The sequence below is a fragment of the Texcoconibacillus texcoconensis genome, assembly GCF_014202575.1.
GTDB classification, from domain to species: domain Bacteria; phylum Bacillota; class Bacilli; order Bacillales; family Salisediminibacteriaceae; genus Texcoconibacillus; species Texcoconibacillus texcoconensis.
Map to the genome: position 1 here is coordinate 144,400 of NZ_JACHHB010000001.1, position 26,275 is coordinate 170,674.

Below are 26,275 nucleotides of genomic sequence, written 5' to 3' on the forward strand. Positions count from 1 at the left end.
GTGAATTATAAACCCTTTGTAGACCCTTTTTCATAGAGTCATATGTAGACGTAATTCTACAATATTGTACATTATTCAGTTGGTTGCCAGTAAAACACCTCACTTTTCATGCTAACTTTTTTGCGTTCTCTCAATGAACTTAGAAGCTAAAGTTAACAGACGAAAAGAAAACGCTTTCATATATGTTTTATTACCTTTATCTAGTAATTATTGTAACACAACGTTCACAATCTTTGGAAGTACGAAAATTTTTGATGGTTGTGTTTTTTCTAAATTTTTTAAAATATTACCACTTCATTTATAACATAATTCACCATACTTCTCAAAAAAAAACTTGCTCACCAAAATCGGCAAGCAAGATGATTACGAGCTTTTACTATCTTGGTTCAACAATCAATTTAATTGCTGTTCGCTCGTCACCGTCAATTTGAATATCTGTAAATGCGGGGACACAAATGAGATCGATCCCACTCGGTGCAACAAATCCTCTCGCGATAGCGATTGCTTTAATCGACTGATTCAATGCTCCTGCTCCGATCGCTTGAATTTCTGCTGCTCCTCGTTCTCTAATCACTCCTGCTAATGCGCCAGCGACAGAATTAGGGTTAGATTTTGCTGAAACTTTTAATACTTCCACTTTTAGAAACCTCCTTATGTGTTGAATTGGTGGCCTATTTTGACAAGAAAATGGATCTCGCAAATATGAAGGTTTCCTCCTCCAATGTAAGGCCGTGCATTGACTGGACATTAAAACGGTGACTTACAGTATCCATTCCTCATTTTGACTATATTCAAAACATAAAAAAATATGATTTTTTTCTTTAATCAAAAAACGGTCGATCTTCATTTATTTGCACACGTTTAATCGATTCTGCTGCTCCTGTTTTTTTGTTTAACTGAATAAGTGCTCCATTTATTTGTTCTCGACCAGTTGCCACTTCAAATTTTGCAGGTAAACTTGTGATGAATTTATTGATGACCGCTTCTTTTTCGACACCTAGAATGCTGTCATAAGGGCCAGTCATACCCGCATCCGTTAAATAAGCCGTTCCACCTGGTAATACACGTTCATCTGCTGTTGGAACGTGTGTATGTGTACCTACTACCGCAGAAACGCGACCATCTAAATACCAACCCATCGCCTGCTTTTCACTCGTTGCTTCTGCATGAAAATCTACAAATATGTATGGTGATAACTTTTTTGCTTTTGCAACTAATTCATCAGCTTTTTTAAACGGACAATCGATGGCTTGCATAAACGTACGTCCCTGTAAACTAATCACAACAACAGATTGTGATCCTTGTTTCCACTCGGTCATTCCTACACCGGGACACTCATCAGGGAAATTCGCTGGGCGAATAAAATGATCAGCATTGTCAATAAAATCAAAGATTTCCCGTTTATCCCATGTGTGGTTTCCTAATGTGATAACATCAGCACCCTGCTGTTGTAAGGAACGGTAAATTTTTTCAGTAATTCCCTTTCCACCAGCTGCGTTCTCCCCATTTACGATTGTAAGATCTGGACGATATTTTCTTTTCAACTTAGGTATATATTCTGCAAATGCGTTTCTACCTGGTGAACCTACGATATCTCCGATAAATAATATTTTCATTTCTTCAAACTCCTCTTCACAACTTCTAATAATATTCCCTTTTTATCACCTGATCATACGTGCAATCAATAAAAATAAAGTGGCCGCAGCCACTTTATTTTGCATACTCAACTGCCCTCGTTTCACGAATCACCGTGACTTTGATATGACCAGGATAATCGAGTTCATCTTCAATCTTCTTCGTAATATCTCGCGCTAAACGATAAGAATCGTCATCTTCAATCGTATCAGGTTTCACCATAATACGGACTTCACGTCCAGCTTGAATCGCATACGTTTTCTCCACGCCATCAAAAGACTCAGAAATTTCTTCTAATTTCTCTAATCGTTTGATGTATGTTTCTAACGTTTCACGACGTGCTCCTGGTCGAGCAGCGGATAAAGCATCTGCTGCAGCGACGAGCGTTGCAATCACTGACGTCGCTTCTGTGTCACCGTGATGAGAAGCAATACTGTTAATAACAACTGGATGTTCCTTATATTTGCTTGCTAGTTCTACGCCAATTTCAACGTGACTTCCTTCAACTTCATGGTCTATCGCTTTCCCGATATCATGTAATAAACCGGCACGACGTGCTAATTGGACATCTTCTCCTAGTTCAGAAGCCATTAACCCTGCTAGGTAAGCAACTTCCATAGAATGCTTTAATACATTTTGACCATAACTAGTACGGAATTTCAAGCGACCTAGAATTTTAATTAAATCAGGATGTAAGCTATGGATGCCCATTTCAAAGGTCGTTTGTTCTCCGTATTCACGGATGAGCTCATCCACTTCACGTCTAGACTTATCTACCATTTCTTCAATGCGTGCAGGGTGGATTCGACCATCTTGGACAAGTTTTTCTAAAGCTGTTTTGGCAATCTCACGTCGAACTGGATCAAATCCTGAAAGAATGACCGCTTCAGGCGTATCATCGATAATCAAATCGATACCAGTTAATGTTTCTAATGCACGGATATTTCGACCTTCACGACCGATAATTCGACCTTTCATTTCATCGTTTGGCAATGAAACGACGGATACAGTCGTTTCTGTCACATGATCAGCAGCACAACGCTGCATAGCTAGAGACAGAATTTCTTTTGCCTTTTTATCCGCTTCTTCTTTCACTTCGTTAACTGACTCTTTAATCTTCACTGCTTTTTCATGAGTTAATTCTTCATCAACTGCACTCATAATCTTTTCACGAGCTTCCTCTTTAGAAAGCCCTGAGATACGTTCAAGTTCCGTTTGTTGTTTTTGCAGTAATTCCTGCACTTTGCTATCCATTTCGTCAATTCGCTCTTGTTTCTTCGCCAGGTCCTCTTCTCGTTTTTCAAGTGATTCTTCCTTTTTATCTAAAGTTTCACTCTTACGGTCAAGGACCTCTTCCTTTTGCACTAAGCGATTCTCTTGCTTTTGAACATCATTACGGCGCTCACGCACATCCTGTTCAGCTTCCATTCGGATTTTATGAGCCTCATCCTTGGCTTCAAGGACAGCCTCTTTTTTACTGGATTCTGCATCACGCTTCGCATCTTCTACAATTTGATTCGCTAATTGTTCCGCACTGGAAATTTTGGCTTCGGCGATGGATTTTCTTACAAAATATCCGATGACGACACCAATTGCTGCAGCGAATAGCAAAATGAGGATTTGAACAAACAGGTTATCCATACGTCATTCACCTCCTCTTGCTATTACGTTTTCATAACGCTTGTCTTCATTCGTTTCTGGAAAAATAATTGTCACTGGTTCATCGCACATCCAGTACAGTTCAGTTTAGTTCAGTATGAGTATGTGAAAGGCAGTATTCTTTCTAATTGTATAGTCGCAATTCTAGCATGTCAAGCATTGGTAATGCGTTTACCGTTCGATTGACGAGCTTATTTACAACGACGAAAAGGGCTGGACACCGTCTTTTCCTCTGTAACATTACAATAGAAAAGAACGGAGCAAGCCCTTATTGACTAGGAAAACATCACATTTATTATGAATCTACCGGTAAACCTTCTTCCTCATCTACGTCCGCTTCAGGAGGTAATTGGTGGTCCTCATCCAATCCGTGATAGTCACGAATTTTCATTGCAATCGTTTTTGCTGTTTCCGGATTTTCTTTCAAGAATTGTTTTGCATTTTCTCGGCCTTGCCCTAGGCGTTCTTCATTATATGAATACCATGCACCGCTTTTTTGAACGATATCGAGCGACGAACCAATATCAAGGACCGAGCCTTCCATAGAGATTCCTTCCCCGTACATAATGTCAACTTCAGCCGTTTTAAACGGTGGCGCGACCTTGTTTTTAACAATTTTTAATTTCGTCTTGTTTCCAATCATGTCATTACCTTGTTTTAACGTTTCAGCACGACGAACTTCTAAACGAACAGAAGAGTAGAACTTGAGTGCTCGTCCACCTGGTGTCGTCTCTGGGTTACCAAACATGACGCCTACTTTTTCACGGATTTGGTTAATAAACATCGCAATTGTTTTTGATTTATTAACAGCTCCTGATAGTTTACGAAGTGCTTGAGACATAAGGCGAGCTTGTAAACCGACGTGACTGTCGCCCATCTCCCCTTCAATCTCCGCTTTTGGCACGAGTGCAGCAACCGAGTCGACGACGATCATGTCGACAGCACCACTACGAACGAGTGCTTCTGCGATTTCTAACGCTTGTTCACCAGTGTCCGGCTGACTCAATAGTAGTTCATCGATATCTACGCCGAGCGCTTGCGCATAAACAGGGTCCAAAGCGTGTTCCGCATCGATAAACGCAGCTGTTCCACCTTCACGCTGTACTTCTGCTAATGCATGAAGAGCTACGGTCGTCTTACCAGAAGATTCTGGTCCATAAACTTCAATGATTCGACCGCGCGGATACCCACCAACACCTAAAGCAATGTCGAGTGCAAGTGTACCACTTGAAATTGTTGACACTCTTTGTTCAGCTTGTTCCCCCATTTTCATGATAGATCCTTTACCAAATTGCTTCTCAATTTGTCGTAAAGCCATATCTAAAGCTTGTTTCCGATCACTCATAATATCTCTCCTTTATATGCAACCTTTAGGGATGTGTAAGTCATTCAACTATCTCTATCTTATCTCGTTTTTTCTTTTTTGCCAATAGATTTACGAACATTCATTCGTGTTTTTACAAGAAAAGCTGAAGCCGTCGCAAATCCAGTGTGAACGAATTCTCTAAAAAGAGATATCTTTTAGAAAACAGCCAAAATAAAACAGCCGTATCCCATGCCTTATCATTTCGTCTTATTTACGTGACAAAATGTAATCATAAAGCAAGAGATACGGCATTTCAATCTAAAAGTTTTAGAACTTTATTATCTATCGTTTTTTACGAGGCTTTGCTGGTTCCAAATTGATACGTGCTCCGTTTAGTCTAGAATGACGTAAACCTTCATAGACGAACGGTGCAGCGTCCTCTGGTACTTCGATAAAAGAAAAGTTCTCGAACAAATCAATTTTACCAACATTTTTCTCTGAAATCCCTACGAGTTGAGCAACTTCTTGAGCTAACTTTTTCGGTGTTAACTCAACATTACGTCCGACATTAATGAAGAAGCGAACCATACCCTGGGCAGCACCCGTTTCCCCGAAGTCATATCCGTCATCTTCAATATTGCTCGTCCCTTGAAATGCTGTCATTAATAATGCACCAACAACATCCTTTGCCTCATACTCATTTAGAAGCTCTTCTGCCATTGGTTCGTACATCGACCAATCAACGTCCGATTCAATCGTATTAGCCACTTGATATTTCCACGTAGCTTGTTGCTTTTCAACGACTTCTTCGATCGTCGGAATCGTTTGTGTAGGAATTTGCATGCCGATTTCTGACTCGATCGAACGTAAGTGTTTCATCTCACGCGGTGTCACGAGGGTTAAGGCCATACCTTTTTTGCCTGCACGTCCAGTACGCCCGATTCGGTGTACATAGCTTTCTGGGTCTTGTGGAATATCATAGTTGATTACGTGGCTGACGTTTTGAACATCGATGCCTCGAGCTGCAACATCTGTGGCAATAAGAAATTCAACGGTTGTGTCACGAAACTTCTTCATCACTTGATCACGTTGTGTTTGCGTTAAATCTCCGTGCAAACCATCTGCCATGTATCCACGAGCTTGTAAGGCTTCTGTAAGCTCTGCAACCCCTTTTTTCGTTCGGCAAAAAACGATACCTAATTCAACTTGTTCACTATCAATAATACGGCAAAGAGAATCCAGTTTATTTTTTTCTAGGACTTTATAATATACTTGATTGATCGATGGTGCTGTTACTTCACCTTTGCTAATGGAAATATGTTTTGGTTTTTGCATATATTTATTCGACAGTTTTCGAATTGGGAACGGCATTGTTGCCGAGAAAAGAAGTGTTTGCCGGTCACGATTGACTTGCTTTAGAATCGATTCGATATCTTCAATGAAGCCCATATCTAACATCTCATCTGCTTCATCCATAATCACCGTATGAACGTTTTGTAATTTTAACGTTCCTCGTCTTAAATGGTCAAGAACACGCCCTGGTGTACCTACAACGATGTCAACACCACGCTTTAACGCTTTAATTTGATGACCAATCGACTGTCCTCCATACACTGGAAGTGTACGGACATTCATATGTTGGGATAGCTTCTGCAATTCCCCTGATACTTGAATCGCTAACTCACGGGTAGGCGTTAAAATAATTGCTTGTACATGCTTATCATTTGTTACTTTATCTACAAGAGGAATGCCAAAAGCTGCCGTCTTTCCTGTCCCTGTTTGAGCTTGTCCGATGACATCGTGACCTTCTGCGATCTCTGGAATCACTTTTTCTTGTATCGGTGAAGGGGCTTCAAACCCCATATCTTTAATTGCTTTTTTTACATTTGTTGAAATTGAAAAATCTTCAAAGTTCATTGTCTATCGTTCCACCTTTTCAAATTGTTTCAACACGTAGTATAAACCATATTTACTTGCACGTTTACGAATCTGCTCTCGACTACCTGCCAAGTTTATCATATAACACTCACAACTACTTTCACTTGCGACACCTATATAAACAGTCCCTGGCATCTTTCCTTCTAGCGATTCAGGGCCAGCTACGCCTGTAAAGCTAATTCCTACATCACTTTGGAAACATTCGCGCACTTGTTCAGCCATCGCTTTTGCACATGACTCACTCACTGCACCATCACTTTGGATGATCGTCGGGGCAACGCCTAACACACGCTCTTTAATGTGATTCGTATAAGCTGTAATACTTCCTGCAAATACATTTGATACCCCCGGAACAGTCATCAACATATTAGCAAACGCTCCACCTGTTAAGCTTTCTGCAACTGAAAGTGTCAAAGATTGTTTTTGTAGTGAATCTTTGACTCGTTCAACAAGCGTATCGTTACCGTATCCATAAAAATAAGGAGATAATTTCTTTAAAATCTTCTCTTCTGTTTCATCCAATAAACGTTTTTGTTCAGAGCTATCTGCACTTTTTACCGTTAAGCGAACAGTGACTTCACCATCCGATGCGAGCGGGGCGATTGTTGGATTTGTCTGTGCTTCGAGTTCTTCATCAATAAGGTCCACGAGTTGAGATTCCCCAATATCAAAAAATCGAAGAACCCTCGAAACAATCGCTTCTTCTGCAAATTTTTGTTCAAGCAAATATGGAATCATATATTGCTCAACCATCGGCTTCAACTCTTGAGGCGGACCTGGGAGAAGGTGAATGTGATTCTTCCCTTCATGAACCGCCATTCCACAAGCTAGCCCATGGTGGTTAGCAAACACATCGGCTCCTTCAATGACAAGTGCCTGTTTACGGTTATTGTCTGTCATCGTTTGTTGGCGTTGAGCAAAATGCTCGTGGATTGATTGTAAAGTTTGCTCATCTTCAACAAGCTTCCGCCCTATCACTGATGCAACCGTTTCTTTTGTTAGATCATCCTTCGTCGGTCCTAAACCCCCCATTAAAATGACGAGGTCCGCTCGCTGACACGCATTGTCAAAAACGTATCGTAAACGATGAGGATTATCACCAACAACGGAATGATAATGAACATCCACACCAAGGTGCGCTAGCTGTTGTGAGAGGTATTGAGCATTGGTATTGGCGATTTGACCAAGCAACAACTCAGAACCGACAGCGATAATTTCCGTATTCATCGCACTCCCCCTTTTTCAATACCGGCTATTTAGATTTAGCAAGAATATGTTTATTTTTAATAAAATAGTCCCACCCCGACCAAACTGTCATAAAAGCGGCAACATAAATCATCATTTCTGCAAATGGAACCCCTAAGAATTGAAAAGGAATATTATGTAACATAACTGCTATTGCAGCGACGATTTGCGTCACTGTTTTCCATTTCCCTAAGCTACTGGCAGCGATCACTTCACCATCAGTTGCGGCCACAAGCCGGAGTCCAGTAACAGCAAATTCACGACTAATAATCAAGATCACGACCCAAGCTGGAAATAAACCTAATTCGACAAGCGAAACTAACGCTGCTGTAATCAACAACTTATCGGCAAGTGGATCAAGAAATTTACCTAAGTTCGTAACAAGTTGATACTTCCTAGCATAATAGCCGTCTAACCAATCAGTAGCAGAAGCAACAATAAAGATCGCTGTCGCTATGATATGTTCTATAGGTAAAACTTGCTCGCCAATTGAGATATCCCCGAAAGAAAAGTCCACAAGCAAAAAGACGACGAATATTGGAATAAGTAACATTCGCGATACAGTGATTTGATTTGGTACGTTCACAGTGATCCTCCTCACACCTGCACAACTACATATATTTACGGTCTGCTAAAACGCCCACAAAACTTAAAAGGACACACAATGAATCATAAAAGAGAATATTTTCCTCAATTATAAAAACATGCATACTATTGTAACACATCCCTTTAAGGAATAGAAATATCCTTTAAAAAAACAAGGGTCGGCTACACGTGATTGTTTTTGTCTCAGTCACAATGTGCGAGACACTCACATGTATAAGCCTGACCCTCAAGTTTAAAGCGTCTCATCTGGGAGGTTTCGAACAATCACAAATTGCCTTGTGTCATCAATCTGGTAATCAAGCTCTTCACCATTAATCTTGATATCCGTCGTCAATGCACTCCCAAGGTTAAAAGTGATCTCTTCTTGATCAACGAAATCAAAGCTTAATTCCTCACCTTCATCAAATTCGCCTACTTCGTGGACTGTTCCAGTTTCATCTTCGATTTGCAACCAACTACGGCCAGTGAATCTAATCTCTACATCGAAGTCTTCAGCACCGATTAAATCAAAATACGAGTTAATTCCTTCTGTTTCGTCGAATTCTAACACCGGTGTCTGTTCTGCTTCTTCTTCACGCTCTTCTTCCTCTTCTTTCTCTTCTTCTTCACGACCTTCAGTTAATTGTTCATCTGTACTGTCTTCACTTTCAGCAGCTTCCGCTTCATCCGTTACGCCTTCATCACCTTCTAATTCATCTTCGTAAGGTAGCTCGTCATCTCCGCCTTCGACGTCAATGCCACCTTGTTGTTCATCATTTGGTACACCCGTATCACCATCATTATCTTGCACAAAAAACCATATTCCGACAAAAATCGCAACGATAAAGACAATAACAATCAATGATGGGATGAAAGATGTAAATCGAGACTTTCTGTTCGACACGAGCTCCGATTTCCTCGACGACCGCGGCGGAATATCGACAGTGTCACCTTTCGGCTTTGGTAGCTCGTTTGCATATTCATCAAATAGCTCGTCTGGGTCTAAACCGACGGCTTCTGCATAATTTTTCACAAAAGCACGGGCATAAAAATCTCCAGGTAAGCGATCGAAATCCCCTTCTTCAATCGCTTCAAGGTATCGTTTTTGAATTTTTGTCACACTCTGTAACTGCTCATAAGAATATTGTTTCTCTTCCCTTGCTGCTTTTAATCGTTGTCCTAATTCTGACAATCCTAACACCTACCAACTAACTAATATCGAAAGAGGAAAAACCGGGTTCGACAATATCATATGTAATCTCTTCTCCCTCTTCGTTGCGTAATTCAATGATACAATGAAAGTCATCGAGCGTATACTCTGTTTCTCGAATGAAGATATCTGGATGCTCTATCACTTTTGTCGTCGGCAATCGTAACATATCACTTAAAAGCATGCGATGTTTCTCCGACGCTCTTAATGTTGAAACGATCCCATCGATAATAAAAACATGATCATCTGACATCTCATCACCTGCTAATTGACTACGTACTGTTTGTTTAAGCAATGTCGATGAAAGAAAAACCCACCTTTTGTTTGCACATACACTTGCAGCAACGATCGATTCTGTTTTTCCTACTCTGGGCATTCCACGAACACCGATGAGACGATGGCCATCTTTTTTCATTAACTCTGCAATGAAATCAACAAGTAAACCTAAATCACTACGAAGAAAGCGAAAAATTTTCTTTTCATCACTATCACGTTCAATATAACGCCCGTGCCTTACAGCTAATCGGTCCCGCAATTTCGGCTCACGCAATTTCGTAACTGAAATATTATCCATCGTATTCAGAATCGTACGAAGTCGTAATAAACGCTCTTCATCTTCCGTTCTGATCAGCATTCCTCGTCGGTCGTTTTCAACACCATTAATCATGATGATATTTATCGATAACATTCCAAGAAGGGAAGCGATCTCCCCGAGTAGCCCAGGGCGGTTTTCATGAATTTGATATTCAAGGTACCATTCTTTTTGTTCCATAGCCGCGCTCCTTCATCCCATCTATTCATATGAGAGGTGAAACGTCACTCTCTTACAATCATAATGGATTTTACACTGTAATGAAAGAGGTTTAACAAACTGGAGGTTGGATTTTATAAAAGTCGATGCTTATTACCAGAAATGTCGAACAGTAGGTGAAACCTTAGACCCAACCGTTTCTCATTTGACAGACGCTTATGCCAAATTTATACACGCGCATGTTTTTCAAAAAAAGTGCTGCGGATTTAACGCAGCACTTTCCACTATTTCCCTTGAACAAGTTTAATCATCATATTGGCAATTGCATGTTGTTCTTCTTCAGAGGCAACGTGCCAAAGGTCTGAAAGAACACGTTCTTGTTCGTTTTTAGGATCAACTTCATTGGCCAAATATTCGCCAACCTCATAAGCCATTTCAGAAATGGCATTTTGATCCATCCCATCACCTTCAGCTTTGTTTAAACGATCTCCTAAGAAACCTTTCCACTCTTCCCAATTATCTAATACAGACATGAAATGTCCCTCCCTTATCTAAGGTTCACGGTTATTTTCCCCGTCACCAAGGGAGATATACAAATATGAGTAGAAAACGGTTCAGCAATACCAAGCACCATTTACAGGAATGATTTGTCCGGTTACATATGAGGACTCCTTAGACGCAAGAAAATATACAACATTTGCAACTTCTTTAGGTTGAGCAAACCGTCCTAATGGAATATCTTCTTCAATTTCCTCACGGTCTTCACGGGCGAAGTCACCCATCATAGGTGTATCAACAACACCTGGTGCAATGGCATTTACTCGTATTCCTGAGGGCGCAACCTCTTTAGCTAAAGCTTTACAAAATGTATTTAAACTTCCGTTAATTGCTGAATAAACGACTTCGCACGAGGAACCGGTTTGCCCCCAAATTGAAGAGATCACAATAACTGAACCACTTTTTTGTTCAATCATTTTTGGAAGTAATCGTTTCGTCACTTTGATTGGTGCTTTCAAACCAATTTCCATATGACGGTCAATATCTTCATCGGCCATATCAGTGAGTAAACCAAAAGGTGCTGTACCACTCGTATGAACAATGACTTCCAACGGTCCATTGATATTGGTGCAAAACTCATCAACAGAAGTAGGATCACTAAAATCCGCTTGCAAAGCCGTTACCTGAATTTCAAATTGCGCTTCAAGTTTTTCGCACAATGACTTTATTGCTTTTTCGTTCGAGCAATACTGTAAAAGAAGGTCGTAACCTTCTCTTGCAAACCGCTCCGCAACATGCGTGCCAATACCACCACTAGCCCCTGTTATTAAGGCTTTTTTTTTAGATTTCTTGGCGTCATCAAGCGTCATTTCGGCTTCACCATACAAGTAGTCATTTGTGTTTTGGTATCAAAATGATCATGTACCGCTTCTTGAACATCTTCTAAGCTAAGTCCTTCAAGTACCGGGATGCAATCAAACAAATCCATGTCATTGAATCGGTAACGGGTAAATTGGTTAGCAATAAACTCTGGGCTGTTTAAAGACCGTAAAAATGACCCAATCTTTTTCTTTCGCGTTGCTTCGAGTGCATCCGCATAGGCATCCATCGGTTTAGAGGTGAAGTCAGATACCATCGTCTGAATACGTTCTGCTAATGTATCTGGATCATCTGTATCGCCACCAATGACTGAAAAACCGAAACCGTACTCACCAGAATAGTCAAACGAAAAACTGCCATCAATAAGCCCTTCTTTATAAAGGGATTGATAATTGTCAGAGCTTAAGCCAAACATCAATTCTAAAGCAATACTTAGTGATAATTCATGCTTTAGCAGCTTTTCACCTTGCAATGTCGGATCTTTATCTTTAAAACCGACGAGACATTTGCTCGTATTGATATTCATATTGACGACATGTTCTTTGCGGTTAACTTCTTGCGGCTCTGCTTCGTAAAAACGTTCAATCTCTTCAGGAGGCGCAAAAGATTTTTGAGATTGATTTTCACGTACAAAGGTCATCATCTCTTCGGCATCAACATTTCCGACAATGAATAGGACCATATTGCTCGGGTGATAAAATGTTTCATAGCAAGTATATAATGCATCTTTTGTGATTTCGTAAATTGAATCGACGGTTCCGGCAATATCATTACGTACAGGATGCTTCTCATACAAACTCGAAATTAACCCAAAATAAAGGCGCCAATCCGGGTTATCGTCGTACATTTTAATTTCTTGCTCAATGATTCCTTTTTCTTTTTCAACACTTTCCTCTGTAAAGTAAGGATCCTGCACAAAGTCGATCAACGTTTCCACATTCTTTTGTACATTTGAAGTACTTGAGAATAAATATGCAGTTCTTGTAAAACTTGTAAACGCATTCGCTGAGGCCCCTTGTTGACTAAACTGTTGGAAAACATCGCCTTCTTCACTTTCAAATAATTTGTGTTCAAGAAAGTGGGCAATGCCATCTGGAACCGTGATCGTTTCCTTTTCTTTTAGCGGTATAAACTGTTGGTCAATCGAACCGTATTTCGTTGTAAATGTTGCGAATGTTTTATGAAAGCCTTCTTTCGGTAAAATGTAAACTTCAAGTCCGTTGTCTAGCTGCTCATGATAAAGCGTTTCATTTAGCTGATCGAAATGTTTTGTTTTCACCGTTTTATGCCTCCTTTCCTTTGAGGAAGTAAATCGTGTCAAGCTCAATTTGATTAGCAACTTGGGTGACGTCTTCCTTCGTTACGTTATCAACCGCTTCAAACCACTTGTGTAATGGGCGATCGACCCCTGTAAGTTCATTATGGTACGATAATTCGACAAGCCCTCGTGGGACGTCCATCGTTTCTAGCAATTGATTTTTTAAAACAGCTTTCGTTTGATCTAATTCTTGATCGGTAAACTCACCGTTTTTCATATCTTCCATTTGTTTATGAATGATATCTACAGCTCGATCATATTTTGCTGGCTCAATACCAGACATGACCATCATTAATCCTTTATGGCTTTCCACACGAGATGACGCGTAATAAGCAAGGCTTTCTTTCTCACGAACATTCAAGAACAATTTCGAATGTGAAGAGCCTCCAAACAAACCATTAAAGACTTGCAAAGCAAAATAATTGTCATCTCTGTAGGTGACATTTGTTCGATAGCCGAGATGAAGTTTTCCTTGCTGAATATCTTGTTCTTCAATCACTTCACGACCTGGTTCTTTAATCGCTGGTTTTGTCGGTTCTTGAGCTGTTTCCTGATTGTTATTGTCCCTCTCTGGAAAAGTCATCGTTTCCAAAAGTAACGTTTTAAGGGTATCTTCATCGACATCTCCGACAACATATAAGTCAAGTTTATCCTTTTTTAATACTTGCTTATAATATTCATATAATGAAGATGGGTCGATCTCATCGACCTCTTCTTCTTTCCCGTAGACGAATAGACCATACGGTTCCTCTGCACACATTTCTTCCGTTAAGCGTTTGTTTGCATAGCGCATTTTATCATCATAAACAGACGCAAGACGTTGCTTTAACGTACGCTTCTCTGCATTGACGACCTCTGAAGCAAAAGCGCCATCTTCTAATTTAGGACGGAGAACAATCGATGCTAACATGCTTAATGCTTCTTTTAGGAGCGGAGTATCCGCTTTAAGAAATTTCTCATTTGCAACATCCATCCGAAATGATATCAGTTGGTTTTCTCCTTTTTTTCCTACATCCGCTTGTAAAGTTGCACCGTATAATTCGTCTAATGCGGAACGCACTTGCTGACGACTCGGATAATCCTCGCTTGCCGATTGTAAAATTGATGGAAGTAGCGCTCGTTTCGTGACTGTTTCTTGTTTTAATGGAGCTTTCATATGTAAAACGAGCGTGTTCGTTTTATACGTTTGTGATTCAACCAAGTGAACATTTAAAGGTCCAATTTGAAAAGTTTTTTCATTGATCGCTTCCAAAGAATTTCCCTCCTTCTTCCTACTCTGCTGTTAGCATTCCGTGTCATTCTTAATTTATGAACTTCTAATGGAAATACTTTGATTGTATCGAATAGTCAAGCTACTTTGCAAAACATAGAGATAAATTGGTTCATATGAAATCGCTACCGCCTGTGAAATTTCATTAATTACAAATGTGTTATTTTGATTAAGGACAATAGACTTATGTTTCGTTATTCCCAAAAACCACGGCAAATCATACATGTTTTTGGCCAAAATAGCAGAATCTATATTCTAGAACAAATAAGAAGATGTGTTCATTTACCCTATTCAAAAGCAGAGGCCGGTGCTTAAAAGCAACCGACCTTCTCCAGTTAGGTGCGACGTTTCGGTTTCTAGATGTTGGACGTCAAACCTTTTTATGAAATCATGTATCTTTCATTTAAACACGCTTCCGCAAAACGTTAAACTTGAATTTATCGGCGCGAAAATAGTTCTTTGAGTATAGAATAGGACGTTCACGCTCGTCATAATGCATTTGTTTTAAGATTAATAATGAAGTCTCTGGTTCGCATTGTAAAATATCTGAAATACGCTCATGGTAACCTAGTGGTTCAATTTGGGTATGTGCATAAGCGATCGTTATCCCTGCCTGTTCCAATTGTGTGAAAATCGATTCTTCTTCGAACGATTTAAGATCTTTTAAATAATTACGAGGCATTTTATCAAGACAGTAAACAACAGGCTCACCATCCGCTGTTCGCACACGTTCAATGTGAATGATATCATCGAATTGATCGTCATTAAAAAGGTGATGGTCTTTTAACGACGCTTCTTGAATATCTGAGGACAAAATCATCGTTCCCGCTTCTTTGTTGCCTTGTTCGATCATATCAGTTACACTAAATAATTGTTCGATTCCTGCATTAAATAACGGCTTCGTATTAATAAAAGTTCCGACACCGTGCCTACGTATAATAACGCTTTCATCTTCGAGCATACGAAGCGCTTCTCTTAATGTAGCCCGACTCACACCTAACCTTTTTGAAAGCACAAATTCAGATGGTAACCTTTCCCCAGCTTCATAAATCCCTTCTTCAATATCTTGCTTCATCTTATCGATCACTTGTAAGTATAGTGGACGTTGATCGGTTTTAATCATCGTATACCCTCCTGCATTTCAATAGCACAACCGCTTACATGAACTCCCTATTAATGTACCATTTTTTCAAAGGTTCGCCTACAATATTCACTCAATTTTTCATATTTTTTGCAAGAATTGACACACTATTTCAGATAGAATAAATGTCACCTTTCAAAATAAGATATTGAAATCCGAACGAATAATGAATGGAGCCTCCACTTCAGACGGACGCTTTCCCGAGGGCTTATCTTCAGTTAACTTATGCGAGGCAGGCTCACATAAGTGGATCTTCAGACTGCGCTCTATCCTCTTGGAGTCGCCGTCTTTCGTTTCAGCCACCTTTTATGATCCGTATATGAAATAAAAATTAATAGATATTATTCGTTTTGTAGCTCATAAAACGGCATGATGAAATTCATTCGATAATAAAAACAAATAAAGAAAGCCACCTCCCTTTAACGAACAGCAGTCGAACGTCGTTACCAGTTCCAATATGTTACTTCACCTAGTTGAGCCCCGCGAATGTCTTCAACTTCTTGTAACTTTAACAATTCCTTCGTCGGACCTGTAACAACCGCTCCATACACGTTAAATCCATTTTCCTCGAGATAATCAATACGCTCTTTGAAATGTTGCGTTTGAAAAACCGCTTCTGCTAACTTCTTATCCTCATCATAGAGACGGTTCATATTCTCCAGTATCATGTCTTGATTTTCCTGAACATAATCTTCATTAAGGTCTATACTTGACGATATACGGTAATCACTGTCGTACTCTCTTCCATGTGTTAATCCCCACGGTTCCACAGTCATTTCATTGCTTCCTCCTGACCAACCTTCAGAAAACGTATCAAGCTCACCCATGTAGAGGGGCATCCAAGTAACATCGAGATCATAGTCTTCCAAAAGAACAAACATGTCTTCTGGTGAAAGAAATTCATCGGTGGAAAAAGCAAGGTCTGCTACGGTTCCTTCATGAACTTTTTCTAACGTCTCCCATACGCCAAAGTGACTACCCGCGTCTAAATCATCACCTGTCTCAGGGTTATCAGGAAGATAAAAGCGAAATTGTGGTTGATCATTCTCTCGTTCATGTTGTGCGCGTACAGAAGTTAAATTCGTAAAAAAAGGTTTATTGACCTCTAACTCACCAACATGGACATCTTCGTTACCGATTCTTCGGTACATCTGGACCGAGGTCTCCTGCGTAAAAAACGGTGAAATCTCTGCGGACTGTAACCTGTGATGATAACCTGTAATCCCTGGATAACTCCAATCAAGTGCGAGGTTCGAATAAGCAACTAGCTTTTCACCTTTTGACGTTTTATCATAGGCAATTGAAAGAACTAACATATACATCGCGAAAAGAAATAGAATCATAAGCGCGACACGAATAATCTTTAGTGTCAACATGAACCGATAGCGCCGCAAAACCTTTTTTTCTTTTTTGTCATTCCATGCTTCCATCTTCATTTTCATCCCTTTCATGTATGTGCTGTCTTTTCGCCAAGACGTGTAACCTGTTTCGCGCCCTGTGTAGCGTAACTTTCACTTGATTTTCATTCATTTCGAGGATCGTCGCTATTTCCTTATACGTGAGACCTTCTTTTTCTCGCAAATGAAGAATCGTTCTATACGTTTCTTTTAATTGTTTTAAAAGACCAGTGAGTTCAGTTTCGCTCTCAAGACTCGTTACATAGCCCTCTGGCTCTTCATATGGACTCAACATATCCCTTCCTTTATGAATCGTTTCAATAAAAGGAACCCAGTCCCACCGCTTTCTTTTTCGCCATTCATCTAGATAAGCATGCCTAGCAACTTTAAAAAGCCAACTCCGAATCTCGTGGTCATGATAAAATGATAACGAAATCGTCGCTTTGTAAAAGGTTTCTTGTACGAGGTCTTCTCCTGTTGTGGAGGACCCTGAAAGCTGATACAAGTACTGATAAAGCGACTTGGCATGCTGTTTATAAATGTCTTCAATTTGTTGTTTCCTCGTATTTTTCAAGCTTCGGTCCTCCTTTCACCCTTATAACGTAAAAAGATCGAAAATGTTACACCTCATTTTAAATTTTTATGAGTAAAGTAAGAAAGCCTTAGAGAGGTCGTCTCTAAGGCCTAATAATTTTAGCTCGTTTCTTCTTCTTGTTCTTGCTGGGATACGAGCACGTCACGGGGTTTGCTTCCCCCGTACGGCCCAACGATGCCGCGTGCTTCCATTTCATCGATCAAACGGGCAGCCCGCGCGTACCCAACCCGAAACCTACGTTGCAGCATCGATACGGATGCTGTTTGCATGGAAATGACAAGTTGAACCGCATCATCATATAAATCATCGTCAACATCATCTTTATTTGAAGGTTCCTCATCAGATGGAATCATCTCTTCAGCATACTGAGCTTTTTGTTGCGCAACAACAGCATCGACGACTCGTTCGACTTCTTCGTCTGATAGAAACGCGCCTTGAATACGCGTCGGTTTCGATGCACCTACAGGTAAGTAGAGCATGTCCCCTTTTCCGAGTAGCTTTTCTGCGCCATTACCATCAAGAATGGTTCGTGAATCCGTTTGGCTTGAGACGCCAAAGGCAATTCGCGATGGAATATTCGCCTTTATGACACCTGTAATAACATCGACAGAAGGTCGTTGCGTTGCAATGATTAAATGAATGCCCGCTGCACGCGCCATTTGCGCAAGACGTGTGATCGCATCTTCGACTTCTGAAGAGGCGACCATCATTAAGTCCGCCAACTCGTCAACGATCACGACGATGTACGGAAGTTCCTGCTTTTTCTCATCATCATCAGCACGTTTGTCATTTTCTTTCTGGACATATACATTGTATCCTTCTATATTTCGTGTGCCCGAATCAGCGAACAATTCATAACGACGTTCCATTTCACTAACCACTCGCTTCAACGCTTGCGCTGCTTTTTTAGGGTCAGTAACAACAGGCGATAACAAGTGTGGAACGCCATTATAGACATTTAATTCAACCATTTTTGGGTCAATCATCATCAGTTTCACTTCATGAGGCTTGCTGCGCATTAAAATGCTACATATGATGCCGTTAATACAAACACTTTTCCCGCTTCCTGTTGCCCCAGCTACGAGTAAATGGGGCATTTTATTTAATTCAGCCACAACCGCCTCACCTGAAATATCTCGTCCTAAACCAATGCACAATCGGTTGTCAGATTGGGTAAGATCACTCGCTTCCAATACTTCACGAAGTGTCACCATCGCTACCTCTTGGTTAGGCACTTCAATTCCGATCGCTGATTTACCTGGGATCGGTGCTTCCATTCTGATGTCCTTTGCAGCTAAAGCAAGCGCTAAATCATCAGATAGGTTCACAATTTTACTAACCTTCACCCCGGTGTTTGGATACACTTCGTACTTCGTCACAGCTGGACCTAAATGAACTTTCGACACGCGTGCGTGAACACCAAAACTTTCAAGCGTTTTTTCTAACTTTCGAGCATTACGAGAAACAACTTGATGCTCCTGTTGTTGATTCGTTTGTGTCGGATGTGTAAGTAAATCTAAAGTCGGTAATTCATAGGCCACATTCTCTGCTTCAGGAACGATTAAGCTCTCACCTTCACTTAACGTTGGCGATTCATTTTCAGAATTAGAAGCAGGCTGATCCGAATCTTGTGATTGATTTTCTTGTTCTTGTAATTGCTGATTTTCTGTCTCTTGATAAGCTTTTTTTGAAAAATCATAAATCACCGGCTCTTCTATATCATCGATGACCACTTCTGGGGATTCCTCAATGTCCGGTTCATATGATTGATTGTCCGACTGGTTCGTATGAATCTCTGTAGACGGTTGACGGGTTTTAAGCCGATCTACGAGCTTAGCCGGGATCGCCTTGAGCGTTGCCAACGATTGAATTGTTCTGTTTTTAAAAGCGGGCTTGAGTTTTTCTCCAGCCTTTCTGAACAAATCAATAAACGACCGGTTTGTAATTAATATTCCTGAGGTAATCATCAATGCAATTGAAAACGCCATCGTCCCTCCAGAATCAAAGAGAAAATGTGTGAACGAATAGCCAATGGCACCGACCATTCCGCCCCCTAAAGATTCACTTGCAACTTCACCTTGGAGTTGCAAAATATACAGTTCCCACGTGTTGCGAATAATTGACGGATCAATAAACGTGCCAGACCGGGACAAGTCATCGAATAAATTGATATGCCCCCATAAGATGACACTTAAAAATAATAGGTAAACCCCTGCGAGCCTTCTTGACCAAAGTGGTGGGATCTCTCGCTTCACCATTAAGTAAAAAGAAAGGAAAAACACAACAGCCGTTAATACAACGTGCCAGTCACCAACAAAAAATCGAAATAATTGTACGATCGATTCCCCCACAGCTCCTAAACGAGCAAATGTGACTGTTGATACGACGAGTAATGCTAATCCAATCAGTTCAAACATTAAATAACGCTTGAGCGTCGTTTTACGTTTTTGCTTACGCTTTTTCTTCTTGCCCATACCTCTATACACCTCAATTTGCCGAAAAACAGTGAAATAAACGGAACAAGCAGCCTCATGGGGCTGCTCGAATAAGTTGAAGAATGCGAACATTCGTTTCACCTTTTATTTATTATATCATAGTGATATCAACGTTTCAGCAAATTGTGGTCAATTTATCATAAGTTTCCTTCAAGATCAACACGAACACTCAATGTTGCTCCTGGCGCTAGAGATTCATCCATGTAAGCGTTCGGATTAGAACTGATCACTCGTACAACGCGATACTGATCTAGTGACTCACTGTCAGGCTCGACAACTAAATGTCCATCACCAAATGGTATCGTCTGTTGCTTTTCAAACTCCTTGTCATCTGTCGGAAAAATGAGTTCCTGAGGTTGTGTCGTATATAATATCATTGGATCACACCCTCAGAGCCTGATTGGTCATCCCCATTTTGCTCTTTTCGTTCTTCAATCATTTCATTAAGCTTTTTGATCGCAGAACCAATTCCGCCAACTTCGTTAATGATCCCATATTTAACAGCATCATCACCAACGACATTTGTACCTATATCCCTTGTTAAGTTTCCTTTTGAAAACATCAGTTCTTTGAATTTTTCTTCTTCCACCGTTGAATGCCGGGTAACAAATTGAATGACTCGGTCTTGCATTTTGTCCATATATTCAAATGTTTGCGGAACACCGATCACTAAGCCCGTTAAGCGAATTGGATGGATCGTCATCGTCGCTGTTTCGGCAATGTAGCTATAATCGCTCGATGTAGCGATTGGAACACCGATTGAATGTCCACCACCTAAAACGAGGGTCACCGTTGGCTTAGAAAGCGATGAAATCATTTCTGATATCGCTAAACCTGCTTCTACATCGCCACCGACTGTATTTAGTATGATCATGAGCCCTTCAACCTTTGGATTTTGTTCTGCTGCAACAAGTTGTGGAATGATATGTTCATATTTCGTCGTTTTATTTTGGGGTGGAAGCTGGGTATGTCCTTCGATTTGACCGATAATCGTAATACAGTGTAAATTTGATTGTTCCATTTGTGGCACGTTCGTTTGTCCCAATTGCTGAATTTTATTTAAAATGCCATCACTTTTATCGTTTTGTTTATTTCCATCTTGGTTTGGCGCCGTTTCTTGTCGATCGCTCATACGATTGACACACCTTTCTATAGATATATTTACTGTTTGTAGTATGAGTGTAGGTGCAAACATTCATTCATGATCGACTAGAAAAGGGAAAGGGGGCGCTGACGAAAAGCGTAGTGATAAAAGAAAAGCCTACCTTTTTGAAGGTAGACCTCTTCTAAGTGAACAGAAAGCGCGATCTGATCTCTTACGCTTCCATAATGATCGGTAAAATCATTGGGCGTCGTTTTGTTTTTTCATAAAAGTAACGGCTTAATACATCACGGACACTGCTTTTCAACTCTGACCATTCATTGACTTGGTTTTCTAAGTTCTTTTGAAGCGTTTCTTTTACCATCGATTGCGCCTCATCGATCATTTCTTCAGATTCACGAACGTATACAAAACCTCGAGAGATAATATCAGGACCTGAAATAATTTGACTCGACTTTCTCTTTAATGTTACAACGACAACGAGAATCCCGTCATTTGATAAAAGACGACGGTCTCGTAATACGATGTTTCCAACATCGCCAACGCCTAATCCGTCAATTAAGACATGTCCAGACGGAACTTTTCCAGCAAGTTTCGCACCCTTTTCGTTAATTTCTACAGTTTCTCCTTTGTCTAAAAGGAACATATGATCTCGATGAACACCGCACGATTCAGCTAAATGAGCATGAGCATGTTGCATGCGATACTCTCCATGAACAGGGATAAAATACTTAGGTTTCAATAAATTAAGCATGAGTTTTAAATCTTCTTGAAAGCCATGTCCAGATGTTTGTACATCAGAACGATTATAGACAACTTCAGCCCCTGTACGATACAACAAGTCAATCGTTTGTGACAACGATTTCTCTTGCCCTGGACCAGGCGTAGATGAAATAATCACCCTGTCATCGGCTTTAATTTTGACTTGCTTATGCATCCCTTTAGCCATTTGCGAAAGTACACTCATCGGTTCACCGCGATTTCCTGCCGTTAAAATAACAAGATCTTCATCTGCGATTTTATCCTTCTTTCGCACATCAACAATTAAACCTTCTGGAACTTCTAAATACCCTAAATTGGCTGCAAGTTTTACGATTCGCTGCATATTATCATCAACAACAGCAATGTAACGATCTTCATCACTAGCCACATTGATGACTTGCTGAATACGGTGGATATTTGAAGCAAACGTAGCGACGATAATTCGTCCTTCTGCCTCATAAAATGCTTCTTGAAGACCTAAACCAACCGTTGATTCAGATAAACTAGATCCTGGGATTTCAGCATTTGTACTGTCCGATAACAAACAAAGTACACCGTTTTCACCGAACTTTGCTAATTTTCCGATCTCAGTATGTTTTCCGTCGATCGGATTTTGATCGAATTTAAAGTCTCCTGTATGGACAATCGCACCTTGTGATGTATGTAGGCAAACACCGATCGCATCTGGAATGCTGTGCGTTGTATGGAAAAAAGATACACGAACTTGGCCAATTTTCACTTTTGAATTTGCGTGGATCTCTTTAAAATTGACACGTTGTTTGATTTGCAATTCTTTCATCCAATCTTTTACTAGTGCCAACGTTAACTTTGTTCCGTAAACCGGAACATTTAATTTCTTAATAAGATAGGGAACTGCCCCCATGTGGTCTTCATGGCCATGTGTTAACACAATCCCTTTGACGCGGTCTTTATTTTCAACGAGATACGATATATCTGGTATAACGATATCTACGCCTAGCATATCGTCGTCGGGGAACATCAGCCCGCTATCGACCACGATCATTTCGTTATCCACTTCGACGACGTACATATTTTTTCCGACCTCACCTACACCGCCGAGTGAAAAGACACGAATTTTTTCTGTTGTTGGTAGCTTTGACAATGGTATATATCCTCCTATATTCAGTAATGAAAAGACGCCCGAACCGTTCACTTGTATGTAGTATAACTCAACTTAAGTTTAGAAAACAAGTTATCTTAATAAAGAAATTCCCCCGTTACTGACAACGTAGCGGGGGAAGTCACCTTTATGAGGTTTGTTTGACAAGAGAGGAAACGTAAGCGAGCTCTTCTTCTGTCAATGGAAGTATTGGTTGGCGTACACTTCCAACATCCACGCCAATCAATTGTAATGCCGCCTTCACAGGAGAAGGGCTTGGAGCGCTAAACATTCCTTGTATCACAGGTAATATTTCCTGATGAATACGAGCCGCTTCGACAATGTTTCCATTTTTATAAGCAGTCACCATCTCTTGCATCTCTTCACCAATAATATGAGAGGATACAGAGACGATTCCGTCTCCTCCTACAGCAACGATCGGTAAAGTTAAAGAATCGTCACCTGAGTAGACTTTAAATCCTGCATCCGTCTCGGCAATAATTTTCGTAATTTGTTCTAAATTACCGCTTGCCTCTTTAACCGCAACAATGTTGTCGATTTTTGACAATGCTATTGTCGTTTCTGCTTGCATGTTCACAGCTGTTCGACCTGGTACATTGTAAGGCATGACAGGAAGTGACGTTTCTTGAGCAATCACCTTAAAATGTTCATAAAGCATACGTTGTGACGGTTTGTTATAATATGGGGTTACGAGCATAATCGCGTCGACACCAAGCTTTTCCGCTTCTTTTGTCAAGGCGATTGATTCGCTCGTGTTATTGGAGCCGGTTCCAGCAATGACGGGTACACGGCCGTTGACAACCTTTACGCAATGTTCAAAGAGGGTGAGCTTCTCCTCCTTTGTTAACGTCGGTGATTCACCAGTCGTTCCGGAAACGACGATCGCATCGCTTCCTTTGTGAATCAGATGTTCAATCAAGGTTGTCGTTTTATTCAAATCGACGTTTTGTTTGTTGTCAAACGGTGTCACCATCGCTGTGACAACTTGACCAAAATTCACTGTGCTCCACTCCTAACCAATAAAAATTTATTCTTTTGCGAGAAAATGCTCATGTAAAGCATTGACCGCTTCGACCATATCATCCTCACTCACAAGTACCCAAATTGTCGTATGAGAGTCGGCAGATTGCAAAATTTTGATGTTCCTGTCAGTAAGTGCTTCAACAATTTGCGACGCGACCCCAGGCACACCGGTCATTCCAGCACCTACAGCGGACACTTTCGCACAATTACGCAAAACAGATGGCTCTAAACCTCTTTGTTGCAATACTTCAATCGCACGATCGGTCATCTCATCCTTAACAGTATAAGCAACGCCAAGAGGATGAATATTTATTAAGTCGACAGAGATGTTCTCTTGCGCCATGGCTTCAAACACTCGTGATTGTAGCGTATAATCCCCTTCTTCTGCAAACACTTTTATTTGCGAAACCCCTTTCACGTGGGCAATTCCTGTAATGACGCGCTCCTCAACATCACTGCCTAACCGACCATTAGACCCTGCGGAGATTAGTGTACCCTCTGCTTCGCTAAACGTTGAACGAATACGGATTGGAATTTTTGCTTGCATAGCAATTTCAACGGCTCGCGGATGAATCACTTTAGCCCCTTCATAAGCTAGATGGCTGATTTCGTTGTAAGTGACTTCATTAAGTGGTTTCGCTTTTGAAACAATCCGAGGGTCAGCTGTCATAACTCCCTCGACATCTGTAAAAATGTCCACATACTCTGCTTGTAAAGCGGCACCTAAGGCGGTAGCGGATGTATCGCTTCCGCCACGCCCTAGCGTTGCCACTGTTCCAGTTGGTGTCTCACCTTGGAAACCAGTGATGACCGCTACGTCGTACTTTTCTAACCAAGTTTTAATTTGCGTTGTGTCCATATCAATGATTTTTGCATCGGTGTAATCTTCTGTTGTTCGAAAACCTGCTTGTGCTCCAGTTAAGGCTGTAGCTGAAATCCCTTGTTCGTTGAGTAATTGTGAAAAATAAACAGAAGAAATTACTTCACCACACGAGGCTAGTAAATCCTGTTCACGGCTTGATACACTCGTCGATCTCCTGCCGATTAATTCAAGTAACGTGTCTGTTGCATACGGATCACCTGAACGCCCCATTGCCGAAACGACGACGACAACTTTTCTACCTTCTTTCAGAGCACTTCGGACATGACCCGCAGCACGCGTTCTCGACGTTTCATCTTTTAATGATGTTCCACCAAACTTTTGTATAATGACGTTCATGGTTCACCTCATGATTCCTTATAATCTAAATCAATTCTTTTTTTAACAAAGATTCAGCAATTTGAATGGAGTTTAATGCGGCCCCTTTACGTAAGTTATCCGCAACGACCCATAGATGAAAACCTTTTTCATTATCAAGATCTTTTCTCATGCGACCGACGAAAATGTCATCTTGGCCCGCTGCATCTGTCGCCATTGGATACACTTGATTTGATGGATCATCAGTTACAGTAATCCCTGGTGCTTTTTCTAATTGCTCTCGTAATTCATTGACCGTCACGCCGTCTTTGTCTACTTCAATATAAACGGATTCTGAGTGACCAGTTGCAACGGGTAAACGAACACATGTTGCAGCAACAGGTAGTTGATCATCGTGAAGGATTTTCTTCGTCTCATTAATCATTTTCAATTCTTCAAAAGTATATCCGTTATCTTCAAATTTATCGATTTGCGGAACAGCATTGAAAGCAATTTGATAATATTTTTCATCAGAAGATACAGGTAATACTTTCGCTTCGAAGTCTCGACCTTCTAATACATCTTTTGATTGTTCATTCATTTCGTCAACTGCTTCAACACCTGCACCACTAACAGCTTGGTATGTTGATACAATGACGCGATTTAATCCAAATGCTTCACGAAGTGGTTCAAGCGCTGCGACCATTTGAATCGTTGAACAATTTGGGTTACTAATGATTCCGTTGTGCTTAGAAACATCATCGACATTGACTTCTGGAACGACAAGCGGGACATTTTCATCCATTCTAAAAGCACTTGTATTATCAATGACAACAGCGCCACTTTTCACAGCAGCATCTGCAAAACGTTTCGATACGGAACCACCTGCACTAAACAGTGCAATATCAATTCCTTCGAACGAGTCTTCTGTCGCTTCTTCCACGACGTACTCTTCCCCTTTAAACGTTAACGTTTTTCCCGCGGAACGCTTTGACGAAAGAAGCTTTAGCGTGTTTACTGGAAACGACCTTTCTTCGAGGATCTCTAGCATTTGCTCTCCAACGGCTCCAGTCGCTCCGACGACAGCGACATTGACTAATTTGTTGTTCATACTCCAGTTCCCCTTTCTCTAGCAGATCATTTGTTTT

General features: G+C 40.7%; 23 protein-coding genes. All 23 read right to left on the minus strand.

The genetic code is table 11. The features are described from left to right. Positions 1-376: 376 nt before the first annotated feature. The 23 genes from HNQ41_RS00665 to HNQ41_RS00775 all read right to left on the minus strand — a co-directional run bounded on the left by HNQ41_RS00665 (position 377) and on the right by HNQ41_RS00775 (position 26,238). Positions 377-637: a stage V sporulation protein S gene (locus HNQ41_RS00665; protein WP_184662483.1), complete on the minus strand. Its 261-nt coding sequence runs from the start codon at positions 635-637 to the stop codon at positions 377-379. Between the two features lie 184 nt (positions 638-821). Next, positions 822-1,616, minus strand: coding sequence for a TIGR00282 family metallophosphoesterase (locus HNQ41_RS00670; protein ID WP_184662484.1), 795 nt, complete (start codon positions 1,614-1,616; stop codon positions 822-824). 94 nt (positions 1,617-1,710) lie between these two features. Then, on the minus strand, positions 1,711-3,276 hold the full coding sequence (gene rny, locus HNQ41_RS00675) for a ribonuclease Y (protein ID WP_184662485.1): 1,566 nt from the start codon (positions 3,274-3,276) through the stop codon (positions 1,711-1,713). Positions 3,277-3,589: 313 nt separating this feature from the next. After that, positions 3,590-4,639, minus strand: coding sequence for a recombinase RecA (gene recA / locus HNQ41_RS00680; RefSeq protein ID WP_184662486.1), 1,050 nt, complete (start codon positions 4,637-4,639; stop codon positions 3,590-3,592). Between the two features lie 303 nt (positions 4,640-4,942). Continuing rightward, the gene (locus HNQ41_RS00685; protein ID WP_184662487.1) at positions 4,943-6,517 is read right to left on the minus strand and encodes a DEAD/DEAH box helicase; all 1,575 of its coding nucleotides are present in this window, start codon (positions 6,515-6,517) and stop codon (positions 4,943-4,945) included. Between the two features lie 3 nt (positions 6,518-6,520). After that, positions 6,521-7,765: a competence/damage-inducible protein A gene (locus HNQ41_RS00690; protein WP_184662488.1), complete on the minus strand. Its 1,245-nt coding sequence runs from the start codon at positions 7,763-7,765 to the stop codon at positions 6,521-6,523. A 25-nt stretch (positions 7,766-7,790) separates the two neighbouring features. Beyond that, complete coding sequence (pgsA, locus tag HNQ41_RS00695) at positions 7,791-8,369, minus strand: CDP-diacylglycerol--glycerol-3-phosphate 3-phosphatidyltransferase (protein ID WP_184662489.1); 579 nt, start codon at positions 8,367-8,369, stop codon at positions 7,791-7,793. Positions 8,370-8,621: 252 nt separating this feature from the next. Continuing rightward, positions 8,622-9,560, minus strand: a complete 939-nt coding sequence (locus HNQ41_RS00700) for a helix-turn-helix domain-containing protein (protein ID WP_184662490.1) — start codon at positions 9,558-9,560, stop codon at positions 8,622-8,624. A 16-nt stretch (positions 9,561-9,576) separates the two neighbouring features. Further along, positions 9,577-10,350: a DUF3388 domain-containing protein gene (locus tag HNQ41_RS00705; RefSeq protein WP_184662491.1), complete on the minus strand. Its 774-nt coding sequence runs from the start codon at positions 10,348-10,350 to the stop codon at positions 9,577-9,579. A gap of 263 nt (positions 10,351-10,613) precedes the next feature. Then, the gene (locus HNQ41_RS00710; RefSeq protein ID WP_184662492.1) at positions 10,614-10,862 is read right to left on the minus strand and encodes a DUF3243 domain-containing protein; all 249 of its coding nucleotides are present in this window, start codon (positions 10,860-10,862) and stop codon (positions 10,614-10,616) included. 81 nt (positions 10,863-10,943) lie between these two features. Beyond that, entirely contained in the window at positions 10,944-11,696 is a 753-nt protein-coding gene (gene ymfI, locus HNQ41_RS00715; protein ID WP_184662493.1) for an elongation factor P 5-aminopentanone reductase, read from the minus strand. Next, on the minus strand, positions 11,693-12,985 hold the full coding sequence (gene yfmH, locus HNQ41_RS00720; RefSeq protein ID WP_184662494.1) for an EF-P 5-aminopentanol modification-associated protein YfmH: 1,293 nt from the start codon (positions 12,983-12,985) through the stop codon (positions 11,693-11,695). Before yfmH ends, ymfI begins: the two co-directional genes overlap by 4 nt. A 4-nt stretch (positions 12,986-12,989) precedes the next feature. Continuing rightward, entirely contained in the window at positions 12,990-14,276 is a 1,287-nt protein-coding gene (gene yfmF / locus HNQ41_RS00725; protein WP_246421443.1) for an EF-P 5-aminopentanol modification-associated protein YfmF, read from the minus strand. A gap of 421 nt (positions 14,277-14,697) precedes the next feature. Next, positions 14,698-15,417 (minus strand): GntR family transcriptional regulator, encoded by a 720-nt coding sequence (locus HNQ41_RS00730; RefSeq protein ID WP_184662495.1) that lies wholly within the window; start codon positions 15,415-15,417, stop codon positions 14,698-14,700. 461 nt (positions 15,418-15,878) lie between these two features. Further along, positions 15,879-16,865 (minus strand): anti-sigma factor, encoded by a 987-nt coding sequence (locus HNQ41_RS00735; RefSeq protein ID WP_184662496.1) that lies wholly within the window; start codon positions 16,863-16,865, stop codon positions 15,879-15,881. Beyond that, on the minus strand, positions 16,849-17,406 hold the full coding sequence (locus tag HNQ41_RS00740; RefSeq protein WP_184662497.1) for a sigma-70 family RNA polymerase sigma factor: 558 nt from the start codon (positions 17,404-17,406) through the stop codon (positions 16,849-16,851). Before HNQ41_RS00740 ends, HNQ41_RS00735 begins: the two co-directional genes overlap by 17 nt. Positions 17,407-17,525: 119 nt before the next feature. Next, entirely contained in the window at positions 17,526-19,901 is a 2,376-nt protein-coding gene (locus tag HNQ41_RS00745; protein WP_184662498.1) for a DNA translocase FtsK, read from the minus strand. Between the two features lie 158 nt (positions 19,902-20,059). Continuing rightward, entirely contained in the window at positions 20,060-20,299 is a 240-nt protein-coding gene (locus tag HNQ41_RS00750; RefSeq protein WP_184662499.1) for a YlzJ-like family protein, read from the minus strand. Continuing rightward, a complete protein-coding gene (locus tag HNQ41_RS00755) occupies positions 20,296-21,054 on the minus strand; it encodes a ClpP family protease (protein ID WP_184662500.1) in 759 nt (252 codons plus the stop codon). The genes HNQ41_RS00750 and HNQ41_RS00755 overlap by 4 nt, the downstream gene beginning before the upstream one ends. Before the next feature lie 184 nt (positions 21,055-21,238). Next, positions 21,239-22,909: a ribonuclease J gene (locus HNQ41_RS00760; RefSeq protein WP_184662501.1), complete on the minus strand. Its 1,671-nt coding sequence runs from the start codon at positions 22,907-22,909 to the stop codon at positions 21,239-21,241. Between the two features lie 145 nt (positions 22,910-23,054). Further along, a complete protein-coding gene (gene dapA, locus HNQ41_RS00765; RefSeq protein ID WP_184662502.1) occupies positions 23,055-23,927 on the minus strand; it encodes a 4-hydroxy-tetrahydrodipicolinate synthase in 873 nt (290 codons plus the stop codon). A gap of 27 nt (positions 23,928-23,954) precedes the next feature. Beyond that, positions 23,955-25,169: an aspartate kinase gene (gene dapG / locus HNQ41_RS00770; RefSeq protein ID WP_184662503.1), complete on the minus strand. Its 1,215-nt coding sequence runs from the start codon at positions 25,167-25,169 to the stop codon at positions 23,955-23,957. Positions 25,170-25,194: 25 nt separating this feature from the next. Next, positions 25,195-26,238 carry an aspartate-semialdehyde dehydrogenase gene (locus HNQ41_RS00775; RefSeq protein WP_184662504.1) on the minus strand — a complete coding sequence of 348 codons (1,044 nt, stop codon included), beginning with the start codon at positions 26,236-26,238 and terminating at the stop codon, positions 25,195-25,197. Positions 26,239-26,275 lie beyond the last annotated feature (37 nt).

Bases quoted from the DNA above. Each gene is read 5' to 3' on its own strand.
- dapG (WP_184662503.1), bottom strand. From the start codon at position 25,169: ATGAACGTCATTATACAAAAGTTTGGTGGAACATCATTAAAAGATGAA.
- HNQ41_RS00755 (WP_184662500.1), bottom strand. From the start codon at position 21,054: ATGAGCGATCGACAAGAAACGGCGCCAAACCAAGATGGAAATAAACAA.
- HNQ41_RS00750 (WP_184662499.1), bottom strand. From the start codon at position 20,299: ATGATATTATATACGACACAACCTCAGGAACTCATTTTTCCGACAGAT.
- HNQ41_RS00705 (WP_184662491.1), bottom strand. From the start codon at position 10,350: ATGGAACAAAAAGAATGGTACCTTGAATATCAAATTCATGAAAACCGC.
- HNQ41_RS00685 (WP_184662487.1), bottom strand. From the start codon at position 6,517: ATGAACTTTGAAGATTTTTCAATTTCAACAAATGTAAAAAAAGCAATT.
- HNQ41_RS00730 (WP_184662495.1), bottom strand. From the start codon at position 15,417: ATGATTAAAACCGATCAACGTCCACTATACTTACAAGTGATCGATAAG.
- HNQ41_RS00710 (WP_184662492.1), bottom strand. From the start codon at position 10,862: ATGTCTGTATTAGATAATTGGGAAGAGTGGAAAGGTTTCTTAGGAGAT.
- ymfI (WP_184662493.1), bottom strand. From the start codon at position 11,696: ATGACGCTTGATGACGCCAAGAAATCTAAAAAAAAAGCCTTAATAACA.
- HNQ41_RS00745 (WP_184662498.1), bottom strand. From the start codon at position 19,901: ATGGGCAAGAAGAAAAAGCGTAAGCAAAAACGTAAAACGACGCTCAAG.
- HNQ41_RS00775 (WP_184662504.1), bottom strand. From the start codon at position 26,238: ATGAACAACAAATTAGTCAATGTCGCTGTCGTCGGAGCGACTGGAGCC.
- HNQ41_RS00735 (WP_184662496.1), bottom strand. From the start codon at position 16,865: ATGGAAGCATGGAATGACAAAAAAGAAAAAAAGGTTTTGCGGCGCTAT.
- rny (WP_184662485.1), bottom strand. From the start codon at position 3,276: ATGGATAACCTGTTTGTTCAAATCCTCATTTTGCTATTCGCTGCAGCA.
- HNQ41_RS00670 (WP_184662484.1), bottom strand. From the start codon at position 1,616: ATGAAAATATTATTTATCGGAGATATCGTAGGTTCACCAGGTAGAAAC.
- HNQ41_RS00690 (WP_184662488.1), bottom strand. From the start codon at position 7,765: ATGAATACGGAAATTATCGCTGTCGGTTCTGAGTTGTTGCTTGGTCAA.
- recA (WP_184662486.1), bottom strand. From the start codon at position 4,639: ATGAGTGATCGGAAACAAGCTTTAGATATGGCTTTACGACAAATTGAG.